Genomic DNA, 26,956 nt, shown 5'->3' on the forward strand with positions numbered 1-26,956 from the left:
GCGGGCGCCGCTGCGATGACCGCCAGGCTTGTCGCTTCTCGCGTTGCAGCAAATACGCGTTGGCTATTGCTGCTTTCTGCGCGGCGCGGGTCGCGAGCTCTGACGGTCGCTCGGCAGGGGCAGCTCGATCTTGCCGGTTTCGATGACGGCCTTGTTGCGGCTGAACAGCCGGAGCTTTCTCAGCACCTCGGTGATATGCGCCTTGACGGTCGATTCCGCGAGCTGCAGCTCGGCGGCAATGTCCCGGTTCTGATAACCGCGCCTGATCAGGTCGAGCACGCGGAGCTGCTGCGGTGTCAGCTGCGCCACGCGATCCTGCAGCGCGCGAGACGACCCGTTGCCGTCGCGATCGGCTGCAGGGAGCAAATCCTTGGGCACGGAGATCGAGCCGCTGAGCACGCGTTCGATCGCGGCCGTCAGCTCGCGTTTCGAGGTCGACTTCGGCAGGTAGCCTGCAGCGCCCAGCGCGAGCGCTTCGCGCACCACATGCTGGTCTTCCTCACTCGACACGATCGCAACCGGCAACCGCGGATGCGCGGCGCGAAGCCGGAGGAATCCAGAGAAACCGGTGGCATCGGGGAGCGTCAGGTCCAGGAGCGCCAGATCGATCTCGGATTGCGCCGCGAGAATGTTGAGCGCATCGGCAATCGACAGCGCGTCGAAGATCTGCGCGTCCGGATGCGCCAACCGCACGGCGTTGCCGAGCGCCTCGCGAAACAGCGGATGATCGTCGATGATCAGGAAGCACGTCATGTCCGGCTCTCGATTGTCACCCGCGCGCTCCGGCCGTCCCGCCAGATCGTGCGGTCCGCCTGCGCTCCTCAATTCGCCGTTTCTGAGGACTGCACGGTCAGCAGGAACGCATAGATGCTCTCGAACTGGTCGTCGGTAAAGACCTCCTTCCAGGCCGGCATGCCCTTGGAGGGACGGCCCTCATGCACCGTGGTCCAGAACTTGTCGCGCATGTCCTCGCCATAGCGCGTCTGCAGCCGCCGCAGGTCGATGCGACGCTCGGCCTGCACCGCGTCCGGACCGTGACAATGCGCGCAGGTGCCGTTGAAGATCTCCTTGCCGAGCACCACGACTTCCGCCTTGGGATCGCTCGCGCCGGTTTCCGCAACCGTCGTCACCGTCGCCGCGGCGGTGGATTGCCGCACGATTGGGATGGGATTGCCGAGCGCAGCGAGCCGGATCGGAGCAGATGCGGCGCCGAGCTTGATGGGCGGCTCGCTCGGAAGCCCATATTTGGCGGCAAGCTCGGCGATCCGGCCCTCGAGTTTCGGCAGGGCGGCGTCGATCTGGTCGCGCAGCTCGGTGGAGGTTCGAGCGAAGCCGATCGCGGCATCCCAGGACAGGCCCGCGCCTTCCACGGGCTGAACCTGGAAGCGACCGTCATAGGCCGTCTTGTTGAGCCAGCCTGCGACCGGACCCCACACGAATGCGACGTCGGCCTTGCCCTGCGCGAGAGCCGCCATGCCCTCGTCAGGCGTCAGCACCGTCACCTTCGCGATATCGTCGCGCTCAGCCAGCAGGTTTTGCGGCGTCGTCTGATATTGGACGGCGACACGCTTGCCGCGGAGGTCGTCGATGCCGCTCAAGGTCAGCGTTTTCAGGCTGACCAGCGCGTAGGCTTCGGTCGTGATCTTTTTCGAGAAGATCACGGCGGGTCCCATGAAGTCGGAGGACAATGGCAGCCCGATCATCGCATCGCATTGCCGGCCCAGCAGCGTCACGCGCACCGTCCGCTTGCCGAAATAGGACTTGTACCAGTCGTAGGTCACGGGGCGGCCGATCTGTTGCGACAGGGCTTGCCCGATCTCGAGATAGAATCCCGGCTGCGAAGGAATGTCGCTGGAGAACGGGAGATTGGTCGGATCGGCGCACAGGCGCAGTGGGTCCGCGTCACCGGCCCATCCGGCCGTCGAGATCAGCAGGGTGGACGCGGCCAGCGCGGCCAGCATCGTCGCGCATGCTGACAATCCGCCGCTGGCCCGCCACTTCGAGCCGGTCTGACGATTCGTGCGCATCTCGATCCCTCCAGATTGTTATTTGTTTGGTCGACCGGCACGGTCTTTGCGACCGTGCCGGGCCTTTGTTGCGGACGTCTCAGCGGTTATTGGACCGCGAATACGAACAGGGCGCCGCCTTCGGGGGCAGCGTTCGTCATCTTCTTGCCGATCTCGCCGAGGAAGGCCGGGATCGAGGCGGTGCGCCCGACGACGACGGCGACGTATTGCTTGCCGTCGACCGAGTAGGTCACCGGACCGGCGCCAATGCCCGAACCGAGATTCTTCTTCCACAGGATCTTGCCGCTCTTGGCGTCGATGGCGCGGAAATCACCGTGCAGATTGCCGGAGAACACAAGGCCGCCGGCGGTGCTGAGCGTGCCGCCATTGAAGGGAAGATCCTCCTGGATCGACCACACCTTCTTATTGTTCACGGGATCCCAGGCGATGAGCTCGCCGAGGAACCCTCCCGGTCCTTCCTTGGTCGGGAATTCCGCACCGAGATAGAACACGCCGCGCTTGTAGGAGACGTCGCCGACGGACCAGTCCATGCAGACATTGTTGGCGGGGATGTAGACCAAGCCGGTGTCCGGGCTGTACGACATTGGCTGCCAATTCTTGCCGCCGATCAGGTTCGGACAGACGTCCTTGACAGGATGTCCCGGGCCCGGCCGCTTGTCCGGGTCCTCGACCGCGCGCAAGGTCGAAGTGTCCCACTTCTGCGCCCAGTTGGCGAAGACATATTTTTCCGCCGAGATCACCTTGCCCGTCTCGCGGTTGGCCACGAAGAAAAAGCCGTTGCGGTCGGCCTTCATCAGGGTCGGCACGGCCGCTCCGCCGACATTGAGGTCGGCGAGCACGGCCTCGTTGACGCCATCATAGTCCCAGGCATCGGCGGGGGTGGTCTGGATATGCCACTTGATCTTGCCGGTGTTCGGATCGAGCGCCAGTGTCGATGCGGTGTAGAGGTTCGTCAGCTTGCCGAAATCGCCATTGCCGGTCGAGCGCACGGCGGTGTTCCAGGGACCGGGATTGCTGGTGCCCCAATAGACCGTGTCGCTCTTCGGATCGTAGGAGCCGACCAGCCAAGCGGCGCCGCCGCCATGCAGGCCGGTGTCGCCCTTCCAGGTCTCGCTGCCGGGCTCGCCGGGCGCGGGCACCGTGTAGGTCTGCCACACCATCTTGCCGGAATTGATGTCGTAGGCCTGCAGCGAGCCGCGTACGCCATACTCGCCGCCTCCGAAGCCGGTGATGACCTTGTCGCGGACCACCAGGGGCGGCGAGGTGATCACCGAGCCCTGCTTGTAGTCGACCACTTTCGCGGTCCACAACTCCTTCCCGGTGGCGGCATCGAGCGCGGTCAGCTTGCCGTCGAGTCGACCGACGAACAGCTTGCCGTCGGCGTAGGTGATGCCGCGGCTGTTCACGTCGCAGCAGGCATATTGCAGCGTATCGTCCGGGATCTCCGGCTCGTAGGTCCATTTGCGTGCGCCGGTCGCGGCGTCGAGCGCATAGACGTATTTCGGTCCCCATGAGGTCGAGACGTAGAGCGTGTTGCCTATCACGATCGGCGAGGCCTCGTTCGAGCGCAGCGAGGCCAGCGAGAATGAATAGACCAGCGACAGCTTGCCGGCGTTCTCGGTGTTGATCTCCTTGAGGGGGCTGAACCGGGTGTTGCCGTAATCATGCCCCGCCATCGCCCAGGCCCCTGGCTCGGCGGCCGCCTTCATCGCCGAATCGTTGGCGCGGACGCCAAGCGTGCCGGCAACCAGGAAGGCAACCGTCGAGATGCCCGCCAAGAATCTCCTGCTCGTGAAATTCATCAGTTCCCTCCGCATGTGTCTTTGTTGTGGTTGTGTGACGTGTGCGCGCCACCCCCCCGGGATGTGCAGTCGCGCTGCAAGCACCGAGCGGGATTACAGCATCAGCTCAGCCGCGCTCTCATAGGCGGAAGGTAGTAGGCCGGGGAAACGGAGTTCAGCGACGATTCTTCAACCGTGGCGGAGGCTTAGGCCAGGCTTTTGATGGCGGGAGCGGCGTCGGTGTGGTACGGGCACGTGTATCCGTATAGTCATGGGACCAGCCGCGAACGCAATCGCGTCGGTGCTTGCGGCGCGCGCCGCGTCAGGTCTTCTGAGCACGGGGTGAAATAGGTTTGCGCTCGAACCGAGCCGGGTGAGCGTTTGGGGCATCGCCGATGACATCGAACGAGCTGAGCGTGGTGCTATCGTCCGAACAGATCGAAGCATCGGCGCGGGGCGCCTTGGCCGAGGCTCAGGCGGGGAATGCCGAGGCTGCGTTGCGAGCGTTGGCCCCCCTGCGCAAGGCGCAGCCGCGTCAGAGCGAAGCCGCCATGGCGCTGCTGTGGATCGTCGATCAGTTCTGCCTGCCGCGCGACGTCGCGGCTGAGATCGTCGGCGACATCGCCCGGTGCCACGACCAGGATGTCGATGTCCTCGTCGCGCTCGGTCGCTGCCTCGAAGCCGTGCGGGATGTCGATGATCTCAATGCGCCGCCGCCCGACAATGCGCTCTTCGTCACAGTGTTCGAGCGGCTGCGTAGCCTGGCGGCCGTTGGCCAGGGAACGTCCGAGCATGAGCCGTTGCTCAACGCACTGGCGACAGCCGCGCGCATGCTGGCGCGTCAGCATGACGAGACGGCGGAACGCAGCTACCGCGCCCTGACCGAGATCGATCCGCGCAACCCCGAATATCACTATGGGTTGGGACTGTTCTACAAGACGCGCGGCCGGTTCGCCGACGGCTTGATCGCGAACCAGGTCGCGTCCAGCCTGCTGGACGAGCCCGTCCAGAGCTATCAATGGAATCTCGGCATCTGCGCCACCGGCGCCGGACATGCCGCCGTCGCGCTCGATGTCTGGAAAAGCCTTGGATTGGACATCGCACCCGGCCGCTTCGGCCTGCCCGAATGTCGGCTCGGTCAATGCAAGGTGAAGCTGGCCGAGCGGCCGCTCGCCGAGCGCTCGGCCGACAACGACGATCCCGGCATGGAGGAGACGATCTGGATCGAACGGCTGAGCCCCTGCCACGGCATCATCCGCAGCGTGCTCTACCAGCGGCTCGGCGTGAATTACGGCGACGTCGTTCTGTTCGATGGCGCGCCGATGACCCATCACACCTATGGTGAGCTGAAGATCCCGGTGTTCCCGCATCTGGCGACGCTGATCCGCCGCAGCTATCAAGTCTTCGACTTCGCCGGGACCCAGGAGTCAGACAGGCAACTCGCCGACCTCAGCGATCAACTTGAGGATGACGCGGTGATCTACTCACATTCCGAGTCGGTCGAGATGCTGTGCGCGAACTGCTGGCGCGATCCTGGACGTGATCACGACACCCATGAGCGGATGGAGAAGCATGTGGTGAGAGGGAAGATCGCAGCCCCGCCCAGCATGGATCCGAGGAGCCTGCTAAATCGTATCGACGCCGCGATCGCGCGGCAGGAGCAGCCATGCCAGATCTATGCTCCGGATCTCTGCAACGCGGCAGGTCTGACGGCACGAGAGGCGGTTGATCGGCGGCGGTTCGATTTGCTGATGAGGAACTAGCGATCGCTTGCGCGCGACGCCGTCACCGCGCAGGCGCTTTTTGCTCCGCCAATCGCGGCTCAGATCGGCATGGCCAGCTGCGTCTCGACGACCGCCTCCGCCTCCTGCAGCGATGACAGCGAGACGCCGAGCAGACGTACCGGCTTGGGCAACGGCAGCTCGGCCTGAAGCAGCGCCAGCGACAGGCGCTCGAGTTCCGCGCGGCTGGAGACCGCCGTCGCAACGGACCTGCTGCGCGTGATGACGTCGAAGTCGGCGAACTTGACCTTCAACGTGACCGTTCGCCCTCTGTTGCCGGTCGCGTCACAGTGGCGCCAGACCTTGTCGATCAGGGGCTGCAACTCGGCCGCCATCGGCTCGAACTCGATCAGGTCGGTGGCGAACGTGTTCTCCGCGCCGATCGATTTGCGGATGCGGTTGGCCCTGACCGGGCGATGATCGATCCCGCGCGAGATCCAATAATAGTAGCTGCCTGCCTTTCCGAAGTGCTGCTGCAGGAACGGCAAGGTCTGATTGCGGATGTCGAGGCCGGTGTGAATTCCGAGCGCATTGAACTTGGCGGCGGTTGCCGGGCCGATGCCGTGAAACCTGCCGACCGGCAGCCCCTCGACGAACGCCGCGCCCGTCTCCGGAGAGATCACATATTGGCCGTTCGGCTTGCGATGATCCGAGGCGAGCTTTGCCAGGAATTTGTTGTAGGAGATCCCGGCGGAAGCGTTGAGGCCGGTCTCCGCCTTGATCCTGGCGCGGATCTGCAAGGCAATGTCGCGGGCGAGCGGGATGCCCTGCAGATTGTCGGTGACGTCGAGATAGGCTTCGTCGAGCGACAGCGGCTCGATGATCGGCGTGTGCTCGGCGAAGATCGCGCGAATCTGCTGGCTGATCGCCTTGTAGACCTCGAATCGCGGCTTGACGAAGATCAGGTCGGGACAGAGCCGCTTGGCGGTCATCGACGGCATCGCCGAGCGCACGCCGAACTTGCGCGCCTCATAGCTCGCGGCCGCCACCACGCCGCGCTCGCGTGAGCCGCCGACGGCCACGGGCCTGCCGCGCAGCTCGGGATTGTCCCGCTGCTCGACCGACGCATAGAATGCATCCATGTCGATGTGGATGATCTTGCGGATGGCCGTCGGCGCGGCATCCGGGTCCGGACCGGAGCTTGGCATGAGAGAGATGTATCAGAGCCAGGCGCCAAAGTCTGTCAGCAGGGCTTGTTCGGCTTTGCCGGTGCGGCCGCTCCAAGCTCCGCCGTCGTCCCGGCCTTGAGCCGGGACCCGTACCCCCAGGGAGTGGTTTGGGGCGGGCTTGGCGGCGCGATGAGGTTGGCAAGTGGAAGAAGGACGTCGAATTGATCCCGATGAGACAGCCGGCGCAGGTGCCAGGGGCAGACCCGCGGATGCTCTTTTGGCCAGATCCGTTGTAACGTCGCGTCGATGTTCGAGCTGATCTTCCTGGGAACCTCGGCGAGCGTCCCGTCGCATGACCGCAACCATCCGGGGCTTCTGGTCCAGGCCGGCGGGCAGCGGATTCTGGTCGATTGCGGCGAGGGCATTCAGCGCCAGCTGCTGGCGAGCGGGGCGGGATTTCGCCGGCTCGACCGCATCCTGCTGACCCACGGGCATCTCGACCATGTCCTTGGCATTCCCGGATTGTTTTCCACCCTGCGGCTGCGCCGGAGTGCCGACGTCATGAGCGTTCATGGCAGCCCGGGTACAATCGACGTGGTCATTCGCATGCTCGCAGGGCTGTGGGGCGACGGCCGCGCGCCCATTCCGCTTGAACTCGTGCCGCTCACACCCGGGCAGGTCCTCGACGCCGGCGCGTTCACGATCAACTGTTTCGCGGTCCGGCATCGCGACACCGACAGCTTCGGCTTTGAATTCGTTAGCCCGGCTCGCCGTCATCTGCTGCCGGAGCGCCTCGCGGCTCTCGCGGTGCCGGATGGGCCGATTCGAAAGACATTGGCGGACGGATACCCGGTCACGCTCGATGACGGCCGAATCGTTACTCCTGAGGACGTCCTCGGGACCCCGGGTGGCGGGAAAAAACTCGTGATTGTCGGTGACACCGAAACCACCGATGGTCTGCAGGCGCACGTCCGCGGCGCGGATCTGCTGGTGATCGAGGCGACGTTTCTCCAACGCGATTCCGCGACCGCGCGCGACTATGGTCACTTGACGGCGGCAGAGGCGGCCGCGCTTGCAGCCTCCGGCAATGTCGGTCAGCTCGTGCTGAACCACATCTCCGGCCGCTATCCCGACGAAGAGATTCTGGCGGAGGCCAGGTCGATTTTCCCGGCCACCCGGATCGCGTCGGACTTCGACCGATTGACCGTGTAGCTGTTCGCAGCGCCCGCCAGGTCACTCGTCGCTTCGAGAGGGGCCGCATCGGCCGACCTCGAGCACGCCGCAGGGATTGGAACGGAGGTCTCGTCAACGGTTTTGAACGGCTGCAAACGCTGCTTTGCGTCGGGTCCCGTGAACGCGACAAAGATGCGGTGACCGCCGCCTCGGTGTCGCAACGCGCAATGATCGATTCTATGATAGGGGCCCGCGAAGCAGGACGAGCGCCATTCGCTGACATCGGGGGTGACATTGAACGACGACAAGGCTTCGATGAACGCAAACCTTGCGCATCAACCGCCGCAAGGCCGGCTCAGCCTGCTTGCACTGTCGGCGCTTGGCATCGTGTTCGGCGACATCGGCACGAGTCCGCTGTATACGTTCAAGACGATCCTCGGCACCGGCGGGCAGCCGACAGGCGCCGCCGCCGTGCTCGGCGCGCTGTCGCTGGTGATCTGGACGCTGTTCATCATCACGACTGTGAAATACGTGATGTTCGCGATGCGCGTCGACAATGACGGCGAGGGCGGCATCCTGGCGCTGATGGCATTGCTCGGCGTGAAGCGCCAGCGTCGGCCGACGATCGTCGCGCTCGGCCTGTTCGGCGCGGCGCTGATCTATGGCGACGGCGCGATCACGCCGGCCATTTCCGTGCTCTCGGCGCTCGAAGGCCTGAACATGGCGGCGCCCGCGCTGCAGCCTTATGTCGTGCCGGCGGCCGTCGTGATTCTGCTCGCGCTGTTCGCGATCCAGTCGCGCGGCACGGCCTCGATCGGGCGTCTGTTCGGGCCGGTCATGCTGCTGTGGTTCGTGACCATCGCGGTGTTGGGACTGGTTGGGATCGCCAGGCACCCAACGGTGTTCGCGGCGATCAATCCGAGCTACGGATTGTCTTATCTGGTGTCCAACGGCGCCACCGGCTTCTTGGTGCTCGGCTCGGTGTTCCTGTGCGTGACCGGCGCGGAGGCGCTCTACGCCGACATGGGGCATTTCGGCGCCGGACCGATCAAGCTCGCCTGGTTTGCGGTCGTCTTTCCCAGCCTGATCATCAACTACGCCGGCCAGGCGGCGCTGGTGATCGACGGCGCGCCGACGGATGGCAACATCTTCTTCAGGCTCTGCCCGGACGGGCTGCTGCTGCCGCTGATCGGGCTCGCGACCTTGGCGACCATCATCGCCAGCCAGTCGGTCATTACCGGTGCATTCTCCATGACCCGGCAGGCGATCCAGCTCGGCTGGATGCCGCGGCTCGCGATCAAGCAGACCTCGTCGGAAGGCTACGGCCAGATCTATGTCGGGGCGGTCAACTGGCTCTTGATGCTCGTCACTGTGAGCCTGACGATCGGGTTCGGCAAGTCCGACAATCTGGCGTCGGCCTATGGCATCGCGGTGTCGCTGACGATGCTGATGACGTCGGCGCTGCTGTTCATCGCCATGCGCGAGATCTGGCAGTGGAGTCTGCTTGCGGCCGGCGCGGTGGCGGGCGTCTTCCTGACCATCGACAGCGCATTCTTCCTGGCCAATCTGACCAAGATCGCCGAGGGCGGCTACGTGCCGCTGCTGCTGGCGACCAGCGTCTATGGCCTGATGTGGATCTGGCACCGGGGGGCTGCGGCCGTGGCCGAACGCATGCGCGAGCGGCTGATCCCGGTGGCGCAGTTCATGGCCGACATCGCCGAGAAGAAGGTCCCCAGGGTCCCCGGCACGGCGGTGTTCCTGACCCGGACGGAGCGCGGCGCGCCGCCGGTGATGCTCTGGCACGTCAAGCACAACCGCGCGCTACATGAGCATCTGCTGGTGCTGCGGGTGGAGGTGATCTCGATTCCCTGGGTCGCCCCGGATGACCGGCTGAAGATCGAGGAGCTCGCGCCGAATGTCTGGCGTGCCGAGGCGACATTCGGCTTCATGGAGCGGCCTCACATTCCCGAATTGCTCAAGGCCAGCAAGGCGCGCGGCTGCCGCATCGATCTCGACGATATCACCTACTATGTCGGGCACGAAACGGTGACCGCGCGCGACGATGGCAAAGGCCTGCCGGCGTGGCAGGAGCAATTGTTCGCCGCCATGGAGCGCAACTCGCTCCACGTCAGCGACTTCTTCAGCCTGCCACGCGACAGCGTCGTGGAGATCGGCCGGCAGGTGGCGATTTGATCGCAGCTGAGCGCTGACGCTATGCTCGCGATTGCTGTGGCTGACGAACGACGGCGGATCGACTCACTTGGGGACCGGGGGCTGTGCTCGGCGCGTGCGATGGGGGACGGGATGAAGCTTTCAAGGATTGCGATTGGGATATCACTCGGCCTGTTGGCCATGGCCCGGCCGGCCAAGGCCGAGACCGTGTATTATCTTCATGGCCCGGGCGGCAACGTCGCGGCGCACATCTACAAGTACACGCAAGTGAATCAACACTACGATCGCGTCGTCATCGACGGACAATGCAAATCCGCCTGCACGACGGTCCTGGGTGTCGTTCCGCTCAACAAGATCTGCATCGCGCCGCGCGGCTATTTCATGTTTCACGCCGCTCACAACAGCGACCGGAGCTTCAACTTCGGGCTCACCCAACTGATGATGCAGGCCTATGCACCGGAAGTCCGCGACTGGGTGATCCGACATCACGCCCTCGAGCATGTCGATCCCTACACGTATCTCTACCCGAAGGACGTCGCCTTCATCCGGCATTGCGCGCGATGATGAGCTGTTGAGCGAGCTTGCGCGGCGGGGAGATTTGAACGGTCAAGCAATCCGTCGCCCGGGATCGTCGGTCAATCAAGAATGGTGGGCGCACAAGGGATCGAACCTTGGACCTCTCCCGTGTGAAGGGAACGCTCTCCCGCTGAGCTATGCGCCCGGATCCCCGTGGCTGCCCAGGCCAAAGGCCGTAACGGGCAGCTGCCGAAGCAGTCCGTCGAAGCCCGCGATTTACGAAGCGCGGGCGGGGGGTGTCAAGGATTTGCGGCGGGGTTGGCGAGGAAAACTGCGCGGGGCTGCCGCGCTGCGTCCGACCGAACGGGAAATCGGCGGTTTGATGACCCACCCTGGGCTGGATGCCAGCCAGGCGGACATGCGAGCCGTCCTCAGGCCCCGATCTGGCGCGCCCGCGAGGCGTGGGACTGCAGCGCGCGGATGCGGTCGGCCAGCGTGCCGCCCTGCGGTGCGCCGCCGGCGGCGGCGGGGGTAGCGGGAGCGCCGTTGGCGTTGGCGGGCTTGGCGGCGGGCTCGGAGGCCAGCATGGCTTCGATGGTCGAGTTCGGACCCTCGATCTGCATCGCGAGCTTCGCCACTTCGGCGGCGATGTCGTTGATGCGCTCGCGCAAGAGCGCGTTCTCCATGCGCTCCTGGGCCCAGGTGCTCTCGGCCTGTTGCTGGATCGCGTTCATCTCGCGCTGCAGCTTGGTGCGCTCGTCGCGGGCGGCCTGCAGCTGCTCCTCGAGCGCGGCCTTCTCGGACTTCAGCCGCTCGAAGGCGGCGGACTTGCCGCTGCCATGGCCTGCGAGCTCCTCGCGCAGCTCCTTCAGAGCGCGGTCGGCGGCGGCATTGGCCTCGCGCAGCTGATTGTTCTCGAAGTCGCGCTCGGCGAGCAGCTTGCCCTGGGTCGACAGCCGGCCTTCGAGGTCGGCGACGCGGCTCGCCAGCATCTCGGCCTCCTTGACCTGGACGATCAGCTGGCGGTCGAGCTCGGTGACACGCTGGCTGAGATTTTCGACCCGCGCGCGGGCATCGTTGAGCGCCTTGGTGGCGGTGTCGGATTCGTCACGCTCCAGCGCCAGACGGGCCTGGGTCGCGGAGAATTCCTTCTCGGCCTCGGCGACGCGGGTGCGCAGCTCCTCGACCTGGGTCTTGACCGAGACCAGCTCGACCTGCCGGCTGTCGGCGAGCATGGACTTGTCGGTGAGCTCGGCGGTGAGGCGGACCAGCTCGGCCTGCTTCTCCTTCAGCGCCTGCTCGGCGGCGCGCAGCGCCTCGGTCTTGGCGGCGAACTCTTCTTCCGTGGCGCGGAGCTGATCCTTCAGCGCCTTCTCGCGCGCCTCCAGCGCGAAGATTGCGGCGTTCTTTTCGCCGAGCTCGATCTTCATGCGGTTGATGGCATCGGTCTTCTTGCCGAGATCGGCGAGCTGGCCGGTGGCCTTGTTCTTGAGCGCGTCGACGCTCATCTCGAGCCGCCGCGCCGACATCGCGAACTCCGCGCGCAACTGGTCCTTGTCGGCCTGGATCTCGGCCATGGAGAGCGGCGTCGCCGCTTCCAGCCGGCGTGTGGTCAGCCGTACCGCACGATTGTGCACCAGGGGCACGATCATGAGGGCACAGAGCATGGCGATCAGAAAACCGATCGCAAAATACATGATCGGCTCGACCATGACGCACAACTCCCGGTCCGGAATGATTAACGAAATCACAATGCACGGCGGGCTGATTCATTGCCAGCCCAATGCCGTGTTAACCTTGATCCGTCACGGGAGAACGTGTCCTGCCGGTATCAGCTGCCGTCAGAACGGGTTCCAGGTCGCGCTTGGCGTGAACTTGAGATAGCCGACATTGGCGCCGAGCCGCAGGCCGATGCCGGACCTGATCGGCACCAGCACGATGTTGTTGGCGGTCAGCGCGGTCATGCCGAAGCCGCCGACGATATAGGCCGAACCGTCGATGCCCACGAAGCGCTGATAGATCGCGCTGGTCGCGGGCAGATTATAGACCAGGGTCATGGTGCGGGCGCCGTCGCCGCCCCAGTCGAAGCCGAGCGAGGGCCCCTGCCAGAAGACGCGGAGGTCGCCGGCGTTCTTGGTGTAGAGCGTGCCTTCGCCGTAGCGCAGGCCGGCGACGAAGGCGCCGGCGCCTTCCTCGCCGAGGATGTAGCCGTTCGGCAGGCCCCATTGACTGACCGCGCGCTCGATCACCGAGGCAAGCCCACGCGATACGTTGCCGAAGAAGCGGTGGCCGGCGTTGACCAGCTCGTCCGGATTGAAGCTGTCGGGGCCGGGAGCAGGTCTGGGCGCGGGGGCGGCTTGCGGCGGCGGTGCAGCCGGGTAGGCCGGCGCCGCCTGATACGGAGGCGCGGCCTGCGGGGGCGGCTGGTACGGCGGCGCCTGCTGCGCGGTGGCCGACGCGGCCATGGCCAGAACGGCCACGAGCGTCGTAGCGGCAAGGCGTGATGCGAAACTCATCGATGGAAATCCCCTGCTGGCGGCGGCCCGACCATCGCCTTTAACCTGACGCCAACCACATCAGGCGATTGTCGGGAAAGGGGCATAGCCCCTGCTTAGCCCATGTTATCGGCATCAACTATGACGGCACAACGGCAACAACCGATCCGAAGCGGCGCAATGCCGCGTTTTCGCCGCGCAATTGCCGCCATCGGGCTCGTGGCCCTGCTCACGCCGGTCGTCGCGCAGGCGGCCACCACCCAGCGGATCATCGCCAACCGTTACAGCGGTCTCGCGATCGATGGCTTCGACCCCGTGGCCTATTTCGTCGACGGCGAGGCCCGGATGGGCGAGCCCGACTTCGAGGCGGCCCAGGGCGGAGTGGTCTGGCGGTTTCGCAACGAGGGCAACCGCGCCTCCTTCCTGGCCCATCCGGAGGTCTATGGTCCGCAATTCGGCGGCTATGACCCGACCGACGTGGCGCGCGGCGTCACCGTCGCCGGCAACCCGCGGTTTTTCGTCGTGGTCGAGGACCGGCTGTTCCTGTTCAACCGTGAGGAGAGCCGGGACGCCTTCAAGGCCGATCCCGAGCGCTATCTCGCAAAGGCCGAGGCCCGCTGGCCGGCGCTGCAGGAAGAGCTGCCGCAATAGAGGTCAAACAGCAGTCACCGCGCGGGGATCGCCCCAGGCGATGAAGCTCGGCACAATGAAGCTGTCGCTGCGCTCGCCATAGCGCAAGGCAACACCGGCCTCGCTGGTCACGGTGCCGCCGGCTGCGACCACCACGGCATGGCCGGCCGCCACGTCCCATTCCGAGGTCGGGCCGAGCCGCGGATAGATGTCCGCCAGCCCCTCTGCCAGCCGGCCGAACTTCACCGCCGAGCCGAGCGCCAGCCGATCCGCGCCGGGGCGGGCCGCGATGAAGGCTTCGCTGCGGGCATCGCCATGTGAGCGGCTGACCGCGGCGACCCATGGCTCGCCCGGCTTGGGCATCGGCCGGGTGCGGATCGGGGCAGGCGCGCTCAAGCCGGCTTCGGAGAATGACAGCCGCTCGGCGCCGCGGCCGACCAGGCCGCGCCAGATCAGCCCGATCGCGGGCGCGCAGACGATGCCGAGCAGAGGGCTCGCGTCGCGGACCAGCGCCAGATTGACCGTGAACTCGCCGCGGCCGGCCAAGAACTCCTTGGTGCCGTCGAGCGGGTCGATCAGGAAGAAGCTGCCCTTGAACGGCGCCGCGCAGGCGCTCACCCGTTCCTCGGATAAGGCCGGAATGTCCGGCGCCAGCCGCGCCAATCCATCGGCAATGACGCGATCGGCGGCGAGATCGGCTTCGGTGACCGGCGAGCCGTCGGACTTGTCGGTGACGGCCATCGCGCGCCGGTTCACCGCGAGGATCGCGTGCGCAGCCTCGACGACGAGCTCGGTCAACGGCGTCATCAGCGCGGCCGCGGCCTCGACGCCGATGGTTCCCGGGGTCGGCCCCGTCGCCATCACCGGGCGCTCCCGTCGACCGTTCCGTACACAGCCTGCATCATGGACGTCCTCGTTCTGGTTCGCCGTCCCGGCGCATCCGGACACGGCCATTCGCATGGATATTGGGCAGCTTTTGCCGGGGAAAACCGCCACGTACTTTCCCGTGTCCTGCCCTCAGCTCGGTGGCGGTCCCTGCTTTCGCAGTGTATCAAGCGTTAACGCAAGCATGATTCGTCCAAGTTCGCGGATTTCAGGAACATCGAATGTCCGGCACGTCCTCTTCAGAGATCGCCAATCCGATTCCCGCTCCCGATACGCTCGAACTTGCCGCTCTGCTCTGCTCGAAGGTCTGTCACGACCTGATTAGTCCGGTCGGCGCCATCGTCAACGGCCTCGAGGTGCTCGACGACAATCCGAAGCCGGAAGATCGCGATTTCGCCCTGGAGCTGATCAGGAAGAGCGCCAAGACCGCCTCGGCCCGGCTGCAATTCTGCCGCCTCGCCTTCGGCGCCGCCGGCTCGGCCGGCGCGCAGATCGATCTCGGCGACGCCCAGACCATGGCGCGCGGTCATATCGAGGACGCCAAGACCTCCATCACCTGGAATCTGCCGCGGCTGCTGCTGCCCAAGAACCGGGTCAAGCTGCTGCTCAACATGATGGTGGTGGCGCAGCAGACGATCCCGCGCGGCGGCGTGCTGACGATCGATCCGATCGGCGAGGGCGAGAGCATGAGCTTCCGCGTCTCGGCCACCGGCCTCAACGCGCGGTTGCCGCAGAACATCGTCAATCTGCTCGGCGGCGAGCTGCAATCGACGATCGACGCCCATGCAGTGCAGCCGTACTACACGCGCCTACTCGCCGATGCCTGCGGTCTCAAGGTGACGCTGGCCGCCGACGGCGCGGCAATGGTCGTGCAGGCCGCCTGATCGGGTGTGTCGCAGCTCCTGCTGCGGCATCCTGTCGCCAACCGTCGTCTGAATTCGTTTACCATGGTTAAGCAAGTCTTAGCCGGGTGCCCGAATTTGTCTGCAGATATCTTATCTCTTTGTTGAGTCCGTTCATTTGCGCTTACTCAACTAATATTAAACGCTTTGGACCGAAACTGGCCACGGTTTGAAGGGCGCGTCATGTCGCGTTCCGTTGCGTGCGAAGGCCAGTTTCATGGATGACCTGTTGCGTGAGTTCCTGACGGAGACCAGCGAGAGCCTGGATACCGTCGACAATCAGTTGGTGCGGTTCGAGCAGGAGCCGAACAACGCCAAGATCCTGGATAACATCTTCCGGCTGGTGCACACGATCAAGGGGACCTGCGGCTTCCTGGGCCTGCCGCGGCTCGAGGCGCTGGCGCACGCCGCCGAGACCCTGATGGGCAAATTCCGCGACGGCATGCCGGTGACCGGCGAGGCCGTCACGCTGATCCTCACCACCATCGACCGCATCAAGGACCTGCTGGCGCAGCTCGAGGCCAATGAGTCCGAGCCCGAGGGCGAGGACCGCGACCTGATCAGCGAGCTCGAGGCAATGGTCGAGCGCGGCATGGCGGCGATGTCCGCGTCGGCGGAGCCGATCGCGACAGCCGGCGAGGCTGCGCCGCCGCTGGTGCCCGCAGCGCCCGCCGCGCCGCCGCCCGCGCCTGCGGTGACCCAGGGCAAGCTGATCGATCAGACCCTGGAGCGTCCGCTGCGTCCGGGCGAGGTGTCGCTCGACGAGCTCGAGCGCGCCTTCCGCGAGACCGCGATCGAGACCCCGCCCGCGCATGAGAAGGCGCCGGAGCCGAAGCCCGAACCGAAGGCCGCCGAGCCGAAGGCGGCTGCGCCAAAGGCTGAGGCCAAGGCCGAGCCGAAGAAGGCGGCGCGGCCGAAGGCCAATGCCGATGGCGAGGTGCACGAGAACGACAAGGTCGCCAACCAGTCGATCCGCGTCAATGTCGATACGCTCGAGCATCTGATGACGATGGTCTCGGAGCTCGTGCTGACGCGCAACCAGCTCCTGGAGATCGCCCGCCGCAACGAGGACACCGAGTTCAAGGTGCCGCTGCAGCGCCTCTCCAACGTCACCGCCGAGCTGCAGGAGGGCGTCATGAAGACGCGCATGCAGCCGATCGGCAATGCCTGGCAGAAGCTGCCGCGCATCGTCCGCGACCTCGCGACCGAACTCGGCAAGCAGATCGAGCTCGAGATGCACGGCGCCGACACCGAGCTCGACCGCCAGGTGCTCGATTTGATCAAGGACCCGCTCACCCACATGGTGCGCAACTCCGCCGATCACGGCCTCGAGACGATGGCCGAGCGCGCCGCGAGCGGCAAGGCCGAGCAGGGCACCATCCGCCTCTCCGCCTATCATGAAGGCGGCCACATCATCATCTGCATCGCCGACAACGGCCGCGGTCTCAACACCGAGCGCATCAAGGCCAAGGCCCTGGCGAACGGTCTCGTCACCGAGGCCGAGCTCGAGAAGATGACGGAAGCGCAGATCCACAAGTTCATCTTCGAGCCGGGCTTCTCGACGGCGGCCGCCGTCACCTCGGTGTCCGGCCGCGGCGTCGGCATGGACGTGGTGCGCACCAATATCGACCAGATCGGCGGCACCATCGACATCAAGTCGGTCGCCGGCGAGGGCACCTCGGTCACCATCAAGATCCCGCTGACGCTCGCCATCGTCTCGGCGCTGATCGTCGAGGCCGGCGGCGACCGCTTCGCGATCCCGCAGCTGTCGGTGGTCGAGCTGGTGCGCGCGCGCGCCAACTCCGAGCACCGCATCGAGCGCATCAAGGACACGGCCGTCTTGCGCCTGCGCAACAAGCTCTTGCCGCTGATGCACCTGAAGAAGCTGCTCAAGATCGATGACGGCTCGTCGACCGATCCGGAGAACGGCTTCATCGTGGTGACGCAGGTCGGCAACCAGACCTTCGGCATCGTGGTCGACTGCGTGTTCCACACCGAGGAAATCGTGGTCAAGCCGATGTCGACCAAGCTGCGTCACATCGACATGTTCTCGGGCAACACCATCCTGGGCGACGGCGCTGTGATCATGATCATCGACCCGAACGGCATCGCGAAAGCGCTCGGCGCCGCCGGCACCGCCTCGCAGGCGGTGGCCGACGAGCATGCCTCGCATCACATCATCGGCGGCGAGCAGCTCACCTCGCTCCTGGTGTTCCGCGCCGGCACGGCGCAGCCCAAGGCGGTGCCGCTGGCGCTGGTCACGCGCCTCGAGGAGATCGCGGCCGACAAGATCGAGATCAGTAACGGCCGCTACATGGTGCAGTACCGCGACCAGCTGATGCCGCTGGTGCAGATGGAAGGCGTGTCGGTGCAGACCACGGGATCGCAGCCGATCCTGGTGTTCGCCGACGAGACCCGCGCGATGGGCCTCGTGGTCGACGAGATCATCGACATCGTCGAGGAGCGGCTCAACATCCAGGTGTCCGGCGCCAAGGACGGCATCCTCGGCTCGGCCGTGATCAAGGGCCAGGCCACCGAGGTGATCGACGTCGGCCACTTCCTGCCGATGGCCTTCGCCGACTGGTTCATCCGCAAGGAGATGGCCACCGAAGCGCAGACGCAGTCGGTGCTGCTGGTCGACGACTCGCCGTTCTTCCGCAACATGCTGGCGCCGGTGCTGAAGTCGGCCGGCTACAAGGTGCGCACCGCGGCCTCCGCGATCGAGGGCCTCGCGACGCTGCGCTCCGGGCACACCTTCGACATCGTCGTCACCGACATCGAGATGCCGGAGATGAACGGCTTCGAGTTCGCCGAGACCATCCGCGCCGACCAGAACCTGCATCACCTGCCGGTCATCGCAGTGTCGTCGCTGGTGTCGCCGGCGGCGATCGAGCGCGGCCGTCAGGCCGGTCTCTACGATTACATCGCCAAGTTCGACCGTCCCGGTCTGATCGCGGCGCTCAAGGAACAGATCGAGGAACGGGCCCGCGCCGACGCAGCGAAGCGTGCGGCGTAACGGTAAGGGGTAGGGAGTAGCGTGCGATGAGCAGCAAGATTGAGACCACCGAGGGCGCCGTCGTCGAATACGTCACCGCGATGATTGGTGGCCAGCTGTTCGGCCTGCCGATCTCGCGGGTACAGGACGTGTTCATGCCGGAACGGGTGACGCGCGTGCCGCTGTCGTCGGCCGAGATCGCCGGTGTCCTGAACCTGCGCGGCCGCATCGTCACCGTCGTCGACATGCGCGCGCGGCTCGGCCTTGCCAAGGCCGACGACGGCAAGCCGCCAATGGCGGTCGGCGTCGATCTGCGCGGCGAGTCCTACGGCCTGCTGATCGACCAGATCGGCGAGGTGTTGCGGCTGCCGGAGGAGAGCCGGGAGGAAAATCCGGTCAACCTCGATCCGCGCATGGCGAAGCTCGCCGGCGGCGTGCACCGCCTCGATGGCCAGCTGATGGTCATCCTCGATGTCGATCGCGTCCTCGAACTTGCTGTCGACAAGATGGCGGCCTGAGCCGCGGCGTAAGTTGCCCCGCGTGAGAGAGCGCGTGGTCGGTTTGGATCCTGATCCCGAGAGGCTGATATGAGAACGTGTCTGGTGGTTGACGACTCGAGCGTCATTCGAAAGGTGGCCCGCCGCATCCTGGAAGGTCTGGATTTCCAGATCGTGGAGGCGGAGGATGGTGAGCAGGCGCTGGAGATCTGCAAGCGCGGCTTGCCCGATGCGGTGCTGCTCGACTGGAACATGCCCGTCATGGACGGCTATGAGTTCCTCGGCAATCTCCGCCGCATGCCCGGCGGCGACGCGCCGAAGGTGGTCTTTTGCACCACCGAGAACGACGTCGCGCACATCGCGCGCGCACTGCACGCCGGCGCCAACGAGTACATCATGAAGCCGTTCGACAAGGACATCGTCACGGCGAAATTCCAGGAAGTCGGGCTGATCTGAACCCCCGACCGGTTCGGATAGTCCGTGCTTGTCCGGGCTTGCCGTCGTCCTGTGCCTCTGTCCTGTTGGTGAACTATGAGCGTCGCGTTGGCCAGTTCTTCGATTCCAAGTTCGACCAGGCAGGAACCCCTCAGGGTGATGGTCGTGGACGACTCTGTCGTCATCCGCGGCATGATATCGCGCTGGATCAGCTCTGAGCCGGACATGGTCGTGGCGGCGTCGTTGCGGACCGGCCTCGAAGCGGTCAATCAGATCGACCGCGTCAACCCCGATGTCGCCGTGCTCGACATCGAGATGCCCGAGCTCGATGGTATCGCCGCGCTGCCGAAGCTGCTTGCGAAGAAAAAGAACCTCGCTGTGATCATGGCCTCGACGCTGACCCGCCGCAACGCGGAGATCAGCTTCAAGGCGCTGTCGCTCGGCGCGGCCGACTACATCCCGAAGCCCGAGAGCACGCGCGAAGCATCAGCCGCCGAAAATTTCCACTACGACCTGATCCAGAAGATCCGCAATCTCGGCGCCAAGGCGCGCCGTGCGGCTCCCGTGGCCTACGCTCCCGCGGCGGCTCCCGCCGCTCCGCACGTGCAGGAATTGCGGCCCGCGCCGGCGATGCGTCCGGCCGCGGCACCGACGCCGGTCCCGGCCGTTCCGGCCGCGGCCCTGGCGCGCCGCGCCTTCAGCTCACAGATGCCGAAGGTGCTGTTGATCGGCTCGTCGACCGGCGGCCCGCAGGCGCTGATGTCGGTCGTCACCGAGCTCGGCGCAGTGATCGACCGCTTCCCGGTGTTGATCACCCAGCACATGCCGCCGACCTTCACCACCATTCTCGCCGAGCATCTGGCGCGCTCGAGCCGCAGGCCGGCGCATGAGGCCGTCGATGGCGAGGTCATCAAGCCCGGCCAGATCTATCTCGCGCCCGGCGGCCGCCACATGCGCGTCGCACGCCACGGCGCCGAAGCCGTGATCGCGCTCGACAACGGCCCGCCCGTCAACTTCTGCAAGCCGGCCGTGGATCCGCTGTTCACCTCGGCCGTCGAGATCTGGCAGGGTGCGACGCTCGCCGTGATCCTCACCGGCATGGGCTCCGACGGCATGCGCGGCGGCAAGGACATCGTCGCGGCCGGCGGCAGCGTCATCGCGCAGGACGAGGCCACCAGCGTGGTCTGGGGCATGCCGGGCGCGGCCGCCAATGCCGGGATCTGCGCGGCCATCCTTCCCTTGAATCAGATCGCTCCGAAGCTCGTGCGTCTGTTTGCTGGAGACCGTTCGTGACACCCCTGGACTATGAGTTCTTGCGTAAGCTCCTGAAGGAGCGGTCCGGTCTCGACCTATCTGCCGACAAGCAATATCTGGTCGAGAGCCGGCTGTTGCCGCTGGCGCGCCGCGCCAATCTGCCGGGCATTCCCGAGCTGGTGCAGAAGCTGAAGAGCGGCGGCGAGCAGCTCATGACGCAGGTGGTCGAAGCCATGACCACCAACGAGACGTTCTTCTTCCGCGACAAGATTCCGTTCGATCATCTGCGCGAGGGCATTCTGCCCTCCCTGATTCAATCGCGCGCGAGCCGCCGCTCCTTGAGAATCTGGTCGGCGGCCTGCTCGACCGGCCAGGAGCCGTATTCGATCGCGATGTGCCTGCGTGAATTCGGCGCGGCGCTCGCCGGATGGCGGATCGAGATCGTCGCGACCGACCTGTCGCAGGAGGTGCTGGAGAAGTCGAAGGCCGGCCTCTACAGCCAGTTCGAAGTGCAGCGCGGCCTGCCGATCCAGCTCCTGGTGAAGTACTTCACCCAACTCGGCGAGCTTTGGCAGCTCAGCGCCGACATCCGCGGTATGGTGCAGCACCGCCAGCTCAACCTGCTGCAGGACTTCACGCACCTCGGCAAGTTCGATGTGATCTTTTGCCGCAACGTGCTGATCTACTTCGATCAGGAGACCAAGGCTCAGATCTTCGAGCGCATGGCCAAGGTGATTGAACCGGATGGCACGCTGCTGCTGGGCGCGGCCGAATCCGTGGTCGGCATCACCGATGCGTTCAGGCCCAATCAGGAGCGGCGCGGGCTCTACCAGATCAACCCTGTCCGCAGTCCGCGCGGCGGCGCCGCGCTGCTGCCCGGCCTGAAAGTGGTTGCGGCGCGCTGATCGCAGTCCTCCCGCTAAGTCACTGGACCGGCGGCGCAAACGTCGCTCGCCCGGCTGTGGATCTGCAGCGCGGCAAAATCTTTTTCCGAAGCCGGGAACCTTTTTCCTTCCGAAGCGTCGATTCACGCCTTGGTGTGGCCAGAGCGTGTTCGCTCGACGGCGGGGGGAAGATCGATGAAAACGAGTGTGCGTCCTCGAATCGTGACGCGGGATCTCCCTGTGATCGCAAAATCCCCGACCGGGATCGACGGCCTGGACGAGGTCACGTTCGGCGGCCTGCCGCGGGGACGCCCGACGCTGTTGTGCGGCGCCGCAGGCTGCGGCAAGACGCTGTTCGCGATGACTTTTCTCTACAACGGCGCCGTTGCCTATGACGAGCCCGGCGTTTTCATCGCGTTCGAGGAGCAGCCCGAGGATCTGATCAAGAATGTCGGCTCGCTGAGCTATGACATCGAGCGGCTGATCGAGCAGAAGAAGATCGTCGTCGATCACATCCACCTCGATCGCAACGAGATCGAGGAGGCGGGGGACTACGATCTCGACGGGCTGTTCATCCGCATCGGCTTCGCGATCGATTCCATCGGCGCCAAGCGCGTCGTGATCGACACGATCGAGACGCTGTTCGGCGGTCTCGACAATCAGGCCGTGCTGCGCTCCGAGCTGCGGCGGCTGTTCGAGTGGCTGAAGAGCAAGGGCGTCACCGCGATCATCACCGGCGAGCGCGGTGGCGGTACGCTGACCCGTTATGGCCTCGAGGAATACGTCGCCGATTGCGTGATCCTGCTCGACAACCGCGTTCATGATCAGTTGTCGACGCGGCGACTGCGCGTTGTGAAGTACCGCGGCACGGCGCACGGCACCAACGAATATCCCTTCATCATCGACCAGGAAGGCATCACGGTGATGCCGATCACCTCGTCGGGTCTCGCCCATGATGCCTGGACCGAGCGGGTCTCGACGGGCATCGCCGATCTCGACGACATGCTGGAAGGGCGTGGCTACTACAAGGGATCGAGCATCCTGATCTCCGGCATGGCTGGGTCCGGAAAGTCGACGATGTCGGCGCATTTCGCCAATTCGATCTGCGCGGGCGGACAGCGCTGCATCTATTTCGCGCTGGAAGAATCGCCGCAGCAGATCATCCGCAACATGCGGTCGGTCGGCCTGGACCTGCAGCAATGGGTCGATCGCGGCCTGCTGCGCTTCTCCGCGCGCCGTCCCAATCTGTACGGGCTGGAAACGCATCTCGCCGCGATGCACCGCGAAGTGAAGGAATTCGATCCTGCCGCCGTGGTCGTCGATCCGATCTCGTCGCTGATGGGCGCGGGTCTCGCCGGTGACGTTCACTCGATGACGCTGCGGCTCATCGATTTCCTGAAGGCGCGCGGTGTCACCGCGCTGTTCACCAATCTGGGCGGTGGCACCGCCGAGACGGTGACCACGGAGATGCAGATCTCCTCGCTCACCGACACTTGGCTGCTGCTCTACAACCGCGAGAGCAATGGCGAGCACAATCGCCAGCTCTATCTGTTGAAGTCGCGCGGCATGGCGCATTCCAATCAGGTTCGCGAGTTCCTGATGAGCGCCGACGGCATCGCGCTGCGCGAGGTCTATGTCGGTCCCGAAGGTGTCCTCACGGGGTCGGCGCGGCTCGCCCAGGAGGCCAGGGATCGCGCGGATCGGCTCTCGCGCATGCAGGAGGTCGAGCGCCGGACGCGGGACGTCGAGCGCCGCCGCAGAGAAATCGAGCAGCAGATCGAAACGCTGAAGGCTCAGCTTGCGAGCGAGGAGGGGGAAATGGAGCTTCTGAACCTGGAAAGCAGCGCGCGCGACGAGCAGCGCTCGGCGGATCGCATCGCCCTGGCGCAGAGCCGCTCGGCCAAGCGGCCAGCCGGCGGCGCCGCCTCGACACCGATGGCCTCGCGCAAATGACGGCCGCAGCGATGGAACAGGATGGCTACAATCTCCGGCTCTATGTCGCGGGCCAGACGCCCAAATCGGTGGCGGCTCTCGCCAACCTCAAGAAGCTGTGCGAGACGCATCTGCCTGGCCGCTACACGATCGAAGTGATCGATCTGATGAAGGATCCTGCGCTCGCGCAGCGCGACCAGATCGTCGCGATCCCGACGCTGATCAGACAGCTGCCGGAGCCGCTCAAGCGGATCATCGGCGACCTCTCCAATGCGGAGAAGGTGCTCGTCGGTCTGGATATTGCTCCGAGCTGAACGGAGGTTTTGTGGCAGCAAAAGAGGCGATGCAGGCGGCCCGGCCGCGCAACGAGGCGGAGGAGACCGTCGAGGCCATTCACCGCGGCAATGTCGATGCCGTGGTGGTGCAGGGCCCGAGCGGGCCTCAGGTCATCATGCTCCAGGGCGCGGACGCGCCCTATCACGTGCTGGTCGAGCGGATGAGCGATGGCGCGCTGACGCTCGATGCGGAGGGTAGCATCGTCTACGTCAATTCGCGGCTTTGCGCGCTGAGCGGCCTCGATGCGGACCAGCTCGTGGGGCGAAGCTTTGCGTCGCTGTTTGCCGGACCGGCGCCGCAGCAGCGTGCCGATGATGCGGCCAGCGATGCGCAACTGCGTCGCGCCGATGGCGGCGACCTGCCGGTGTCGGTGTGGATGCGTCAGATGGCGATGGGCGGCGTCGTCGCGACGCTCGTCACGCTGACCGACATGTCGGTGCAGCGCCGGGCCGAGGAGGTCGCCACCGCCGAGCGCTTCGCGCGCTCGATCCTGGAGCAGGCCACCGACGCCGTGGTCGTGCTGGCGCTCGATGGACGGATCACGCATGCGAGCTGGGTGGCGGAGCAGCTCGCCGAACGCTCGCCCGTCGGGCAGCTGTTCTCGGAGGCGTTTCCACTGGACGCGCAGAGCGCCAGCCAGCAGGGCACCTTGACGCGGTTCTCGCGCGAGAGCCTCGATCAGGCGCTGGCCACCAAGCCGTTTCACGGCGTCGAGGTCGCGCTGCGCAATCCGCGGATGTCCGGGCGCTCCTTCCTGCTGTCCGGCGGTCCGCTGGTCAACGACGCCAAGGATGCGGTCGGATCGATCGTGACCCTGACCGACATCACCGAGCGCAAGCGCGCCGAGGAGCAGCAGACCATGCTGGTCGCGGAGCTCAATCACCGGGTCAAGAATATCCTGGCGATCGTGCAGTCCGTCGCTGGCCAGACCCTGCGCACCTCGCCATCGCTGCCGGCGTTCAACAAGGCGTTCTCCGGCCGCATCCAGGCGGTCTCGATCGCCCACGATATCCTCACGCAGACGCGCTGGATCGGCATCGGCTTCAACGAACTGCTCACGACGGTGCTGGCGCCGTATGGCGTCGGCGAAGGCCGCATTGCGATCGAGGGACCGCCGGTGCTGCTCGAAGCCCGTCTGGTGCTGCCGTTGTCGATGGTGCTGCACGAGCTCGCGACCAATGCTTCCAAATACGGTGCGCTGTCGGCGCCGCTCGGCCGGGTCGCGATCTCCTGGATTTTGCGCGACGATCGCCGCCGGCTCGAGCTGGTGTGGCTGGAGCGCGGTGGGCCGAGGATCGAGGCCGGCGGCGCGCGCGGCTTCGGCACGACGCTGATCGACCGTGTCGTTCGATTCGATCTCGACGGCGAGGCGAAGCTGGAGTTCGAGCCCGAGGGAATCCGTTGCACGCTGATCTTTGCATTGACGGCGGAAACTGTGCCCGAGCAGGTGCCGGCGTCGGCCGTGCAACCCGACTGATCAGCGCGGCAGAAACGTCGCCTGGCACATCGCGCGCAGCGCGCGCTCGTCGAACGGCTTGGCCAGCCGCGGCAGGCCCCGAAACTCCGGCGGGAAGAGCGTGGCGTCGTCGTAGCCGGAGGTGATGACGATCTTCAGCTCGCGCGCGATGAGCTGCGGCAGGATCGCGAAAATCTGCTCGCCGCGCAGGTTGACGTCGAGCAGGGCCCCATCGAGATCGCCGCGCTCCGCCTCGCGCAGCACCTCCGCGACGCGCGAGACCGGGCCGATCACCTCGCAGCCGAAGCCTTGCAGCACGGTCTCGAGCTCGAGCGCGATCAGGCCCTCGTCTTCGGCGACCAGGATGCGCAAGCCTTCGAGGTGTGAGTTGTCCGCCGCCATGCCTCAGATCCGGTCGTGCGCCGACGCCGCGTCCCCAGGGGTTCCGCCTGCTGGTTTATCTAACAGTCCCGGCCAGGGTGTCGAGGCGTATTCGCTGCGTATTGCTAACGCTTTACAGGATCGCGTGTGGCAAAAAGCGCGAACGATTGCCCGTGATCGGGCTCGCATCCTCGCGGATCGAGAGCCCGCAGGGCTCATGCGCCACCAGCCAACTGCCGATCACGGGGAACACGCCGCCGAAATCCGGCAGTGGCGCAAGGCCTTGGCGGATGAAACCCTCGGCGCCATAAGGTCCGTCCTGGGCCGAGACGGAGACCCCGTCGGAGACCAGACTGACATTGGCGCCCTCGCGCGAGTAGATCGGCTTGCGCACGAAGCTCGGACCGAGGCTCGCGGCTTTCGGATCGTCCTCGAAATAGGCCGGCAGCAGGTTCGGATGGCCTTCGAACATCTGCCAGAGCAGCGGCAGGATGCCCTTGTTGGACAGGATCGCCTTCCACGGCGGCTCGATCCATTGCGTCGGCGCGCCCGCGAGCTTGGCGCCGAAGGCGTCGTGGAACATCCACTCCCAGGGATAAAGCTTGAAGGCGAGCGCAATGTCGTTGGTGTCGAGATCCACGAAGCCGCCGCCCGTGTCGCGCCAGCCGATTTCGCTGATGTCAAGCAGGCTTGTCGACAGGCCGGCTTGCGCGGCGGTGTCGGCGAGATAGGCGAGGGTAGCGCCGTCCTCCGCGTCCTCCATCAGGCCCGCGAGGTGCAGCCGCCGTCCTTCGCCCAGCGTGCGCCAGCGCGCGATCAGGCGTTCATGGATCGAGTTGTACTGATCGGCGCGGCCCGGCACGATGCGACGCTCGATCGCCTGTTCGAGCCAGGTCCATTGAAAGACGGCGGCTTCGAAGATCGAGGTCGGCGTATCCGCATTGTACTCGAGCAGCTTGGCCGGCGCCCGGCCGCCGTCGCGAAAGCCCTGAAAGCTGAGGTCGAGACGACCATAGAGGCTGCCGTCCCGGCGCTCCCAGCTCTCGCTCAAGAACGGCCAGACGGCTTGCGGAATCTGCAGCCGCCTTAGCAGCGTCTCGTCGGCGACCACGCGAGCGACCAGTTCGAGGCAAATCTGCTCGATCTCGGCCGTCGGCTCCTCGATGCCGTGCTCGATTTCGGCGAGGCTGAACGCGTAGTAGGCGCGCTCGTCCCAATAGCGCTCGCCGTCGACTTCACAAAAATCGAATCCGCATTGCTGCGCCGTCTGCCGCCAGTCGTCGCGCTCGGGGCATGGAATGCGCTGCATGATGCG

23 protein-coding genes and 1 tRNA gene are annotated in these 26,956 nt (G+C 65.7%); 14 read left to right on the forward strand and 10 right to left on the reverse strand.

Going from position 1 to position 26,956, the window contains the following annotated elements; genetic code table 11:
- Window positions 1–63: 63 nt before the first annotated feature.
- From BRADO_RS06860 to BRADO_RS06870, 3 genes are all read right to left on the reverse strand, one after another.
- Window positions 64–753, reverse strand: coding sequence for a response regulator transcription factor (locus BRADO_RS06860; RefSeq protein ID WP_041756199.1), 690 nt, complete (start codon window positions 751–753; stop codon window positions 64–66).
- 68 nt (window positions 754–821) lie between these two features.
- Complete coding sequence (locus BRADO_RS06865; RefSeq protein ID WP_011924587.1) at window positions 822–2,027, reverse strand: c-type cytochrome; 1,206 nt, start codon at window positions 2,025–2,027, stop codon at window positions 822–824.
- 86 nt (window positions 2,028–2,113) lie between these two features.
- Window positions 2,114–3,805 carry a PQQ-dependent methanol/ethanol family dehydrogenase gene (locus BRADO_RS06870; RefSeq protein WP_011924588.1) on the reverse strand — a complete coding sequence of 564 codons (1,692 nt, stop codon included), beginning with the start codon at window positions 3,803–3,805 and terminating at the stop codon, window positions 2,114–2,116.
- Between the two features lie 398 nt (window positions 3,806–4,203).
- Here BRADO_RS06870 and BRADO_RS06875 point away from each other — a divergent pair, with 398 nt between their 5' ends.
- Window positions 4,204–5,571, forward strand: a complete 1,368-nt coding sequence (locus BRADO_RS06875) for a prenyltransferase (RefSeq protein ID WP_011924589.1) — start codon at window positions 4,204–4,206, stop codon at window positions 5,569–5,571.
- Between the two features lie 59 nt (window positions 5,572–5,630).
- Here BRADO_RS06875 and dinB read toward each other — a convergent pair whose 3' ends face one another.
- A complete protein-coding gene (gene dinB, locus BRADO_RS06880) occupies window positions 5,631–6,737 on the reverse strand; it encodes a DNA polymerase IV (protein ID WP_011924590.1) in 1,107 nt (368 codons plus the stop codon).
- 267 nt (window positions 6,738–7,004) lie between these two features.
- On the opposite strand from dinB, the gene BRADO_RS06885 reads away from it, so the two are divergent.
- The 3 genes from BRADO_RS06885 to BRADO_RS06895 all read left to right on the forward strand — a co-directional run bounded on the left by BRADO_RS06885 (window position 7,005) and on the right by BRADO_RS06895 (window position 10,607).
- The gene (locus tag BRADO_RS06885; protein ID WP_011924591.1) at window positions 7,005–7,910 is read left to right on the forward strand and encodes a ribonuclease Z; all 906 of its coding nucleotides are present in this window, start codon (window positions 7,005–7,007) and stop codon (window positions 7,908–7,910) included.
- A 276-nt stretch (window positions 7,911–8,186) separates the two neighbouring features.
- Complete coding sequence (locus BRADO_RS06890) at window positions 8,187–10,064, forward strand: potassium transporter Kup (protein ID WP_011924592.1); 1,878 nt, start codon at window positions 8,187–8,189, stop codon at window positions 10,062–10,064.
- Between the two features lie 21 nt (window positions 10,065–10,085).
- Complete coding sequence (locus BRADO_RS06895; protein WP_244422978.1) at window positions 10,086–10,607, forward strand: hypothetical protein; 522 nt, start codon at window positions 10,086–10,088, stop codon at window positions 10,605–10,607.
- 82 nt (window positions 10,608–10,689) lie between these two features.
- Here BRADO_RS06895 and BRADO_RS06900 read toward each other — a convergent pair.
- From BRADO_RS06900 to BRADO_RS06910, 3 genes are all read right to left on the reverse strand, one after another.
- A tRNA-Val gene (locus BRADO_RS06900) sits at window positions 10,690–10,764 on the reverse strand.
- A gap of 226 nt (window positions 10,765–10,990) precedes the next feature.
- The gene (locus BRADO_RS06905) at window positions 10,991–12,271 is read right to left on the reverse strand and encodes a hypothetical protein (protein ID WP_041756200.1); all 1,281 of its coding nucleotides are present in this window, start codon (window positions 12,269–12,271) and stop codon (window positions 10,991–10,993) included.
- A gap of 129 nt (window positions 12,272–12,400) precedes the next feature.
- Complete coding sequence (locus tag BRADO_RS06910; protein WP_041756201.1) at window positions 12,401–13,075, reverse strand: DUF1134 domain-containing protein; 675 nt, start codon at window positions 13,073–13,075, stop codon at window positions 12,401–12,403.
- 120 nt (window positions 13,076–13,195) lie between these two features.
- Between BRADO_RS06910 and BRADO_RS06915 the strand changes: the two genes are divergently transcribed.
- On the forward strand, window positions 13,196–13,705 hold the full coding sequence (locus BRADO_RS06915; protein ID WP_083794832.1) for a YHS domain-containing (seleno)protein: 510 nt from the start codon (window positions 13,196–13,198) through the stop codon (window positions 13,703–13,705).
- Between the two features lie 3 nt (window positions 13,706–13,708).
- Here the strand turns inward: BRADO_RS06915 and cysQ are convergent, their stop codons facing one another.
- Window positions 13,709–14,545 (reverse strand): 3'(2'),5'-bisphosphate nucleotidase CysQ, encoded by an 837-nt coding sequence (gene cysQ, locus BRADO_RS06920; protein WP_011924597.1) that lies wholly within the window; start codon window positions 14,543–14,545, stop codon window positions 13,709–13,711.
- Between the two features lie 245 nt (window positions 14,546–14,790).
- Here cysQ and chpT point away from each other — a divergent pair, with 245 nt between their 5' ends.
- The 9 genes from chpT (at window position 14,791) to BRADO_RS06965 (ending at window position 25,281) form a co-directional block, all read left to right on the forward strand.
- Complete coding sequence (chpT, locus tag BRADO_RS06925; protein WP_011924598.1) at window positions 14,791–15,453, forward strand: histidine phosphotransferase ChpT; 663 nt, start codon at window positions 14,791–14,793, stop codon at window positions 15,451–15,453.
- A 235-nt stretch (window positions 15,454–15,688) separates the two neighbouring features.
- Window positions 15,689–18,487 (forward strand): hybrid sensor histidine kinase/response regulator, encoded by a 2,799-nt coding sequence (locus BRADO_RS06930; RefSeq protein WP_011924599.1) that lies wholly within the window; start codon window positions 15,689–15,691, stop codon window positions 18,485–18,487.
- A gap of 26 nt (window positions 18,488–18,513) precedes the next feature.
- Window positions 18,514–18,984 carry a chemotaxis protein CheW gene (locus BRADO_RS06935; RefSeq protein ID WP_011924600.1) on the forward strand — a complete coding sequence of 157 codons (471 nt, stop codon included), beginning with the start codon at window positions 18,514–18,516 and terminating at the stop codon, window positions 18,982–18,984.
- 69 nt (window positions 18,985–19,053) lie between these two features.
- Complete coding sequence (locus BRADO_RS06940; RefSeq protein WP_006613312.1) at window positions 19,054–19,419, forward strand: PleD family two-component system response regulator; 366 nt, start codon at window positions 19,054–19,056, stop codon at window positions 19,417–19,419.
- A 75-nt stretch (window positions 19,420–19,494) separates the two neighbouring features.
- On the forward strand, window positions 19,495–20,691 hold the full coding sequence (locus BRADO_RS06945) for a chemotaxis response regulator protein-glutamate methylesterase (protein ID WP_011924601.1): 1,197 nt from the start codon (window positions 19,495–19,497) through the stop codon (window positions 20,689–20,691).
- A complete protein-coding gene (locus tag BRADO_RS06950; RefSeq protein ID WP_011924602.1) occupies window positions 20,688–21,557 on the forward strand; it encodes a protein-glutamate O-methyltransferase CheR in 870 nt (289 codons plus the stop codon). Before BRADO_RS06945 ends, BRADO_RS06950 begins: the two co-directional genes overlap by 4 nt.
- A 174-nt stretch (window positions 21,558–21,731) precedes the next feature.
- Window positions 21,732–23,489: a circadian clock protein KaiC gene (kaiC, locus tag BRADO_RS06955; RefSeq protein ID WP_011924603.1), complete on the forward strand. Its 1,758-nt coding sequence runs from the start codon at window positions 21,732–21,734 to the stop codon at window positions 23,487–23,489.
- The gene (locus tag BRADO_RS06960) at window positions 23,486–23,782 is read left to right on the forward strand and encodes a circadian clock KaiB family protein (RefSeq protein ID WP_009028388.1); all 297 of its coding nucleotides are present in this window, start codon (window positions 23,486–23,488) and stop codon (window positions 23,780–23,782) included. Before kaiC ends, BRADO_RS06960 begins: the two co-directional genes overlap by 4 nt.
- 11 nt (window positions 23,783–23,793) lie before the next feature.
- Window positions 23,794–25,281 carry a sensor histidine kinase gene (locus BRADO_RS06965; RefSeq protein WP_011924604.1) on the forward strand — a complete coding sequence of 496 codons (1,488 nt, stop codon included), beginning with the start codon at window positions 23,794–23,796 and terminating at the stop codon, window positions 25,279–25,281.
- Here BRADO_RS06965 and BRADO_RS06970 read toward each other — a convergent pair whose 3' ends face one another.
- Together BRADO_RS06970 and BRADO_RS06975 are read right to left on the reverse strand one after the other, a co-directional pair.
- Window positions 25,282–25,662, reverse strand: coding sequence for a response regulator (locus BRADO_RS06970; protein WP_041756202.1), 381 nt, complete (start codon window positions 25,660–25,662; stop codon window positions 25,282–25,284).
- A gap of 112 nt (window positions 25,663–25,774) precedes the next feature.
- Window positions 25,775–26,950 (reverse strand): glutathionylspermidine synthase family protein, encoded by a 1,176-nt coding sequence (locus tag BRADO_RS06975; protein WP_011924606.1) that lies wholly within the window; start codon window positions 26,948–26,950, stop codon window positions 25,775–25,777.
- Window positions 26,951–26,956: the final 6 nt, after the last annotated feature.

This window comes from Bradyrhizobium sp. ORS 278 (assembly GCF_000026145.1).
In the GTDB taxonomy this organism is placed as follows: Bacteria; Pseudomonadota; Alphaproteobacteria; order Rhizobiales; family Xanthobacteraceae; genus Bradyrhizobium.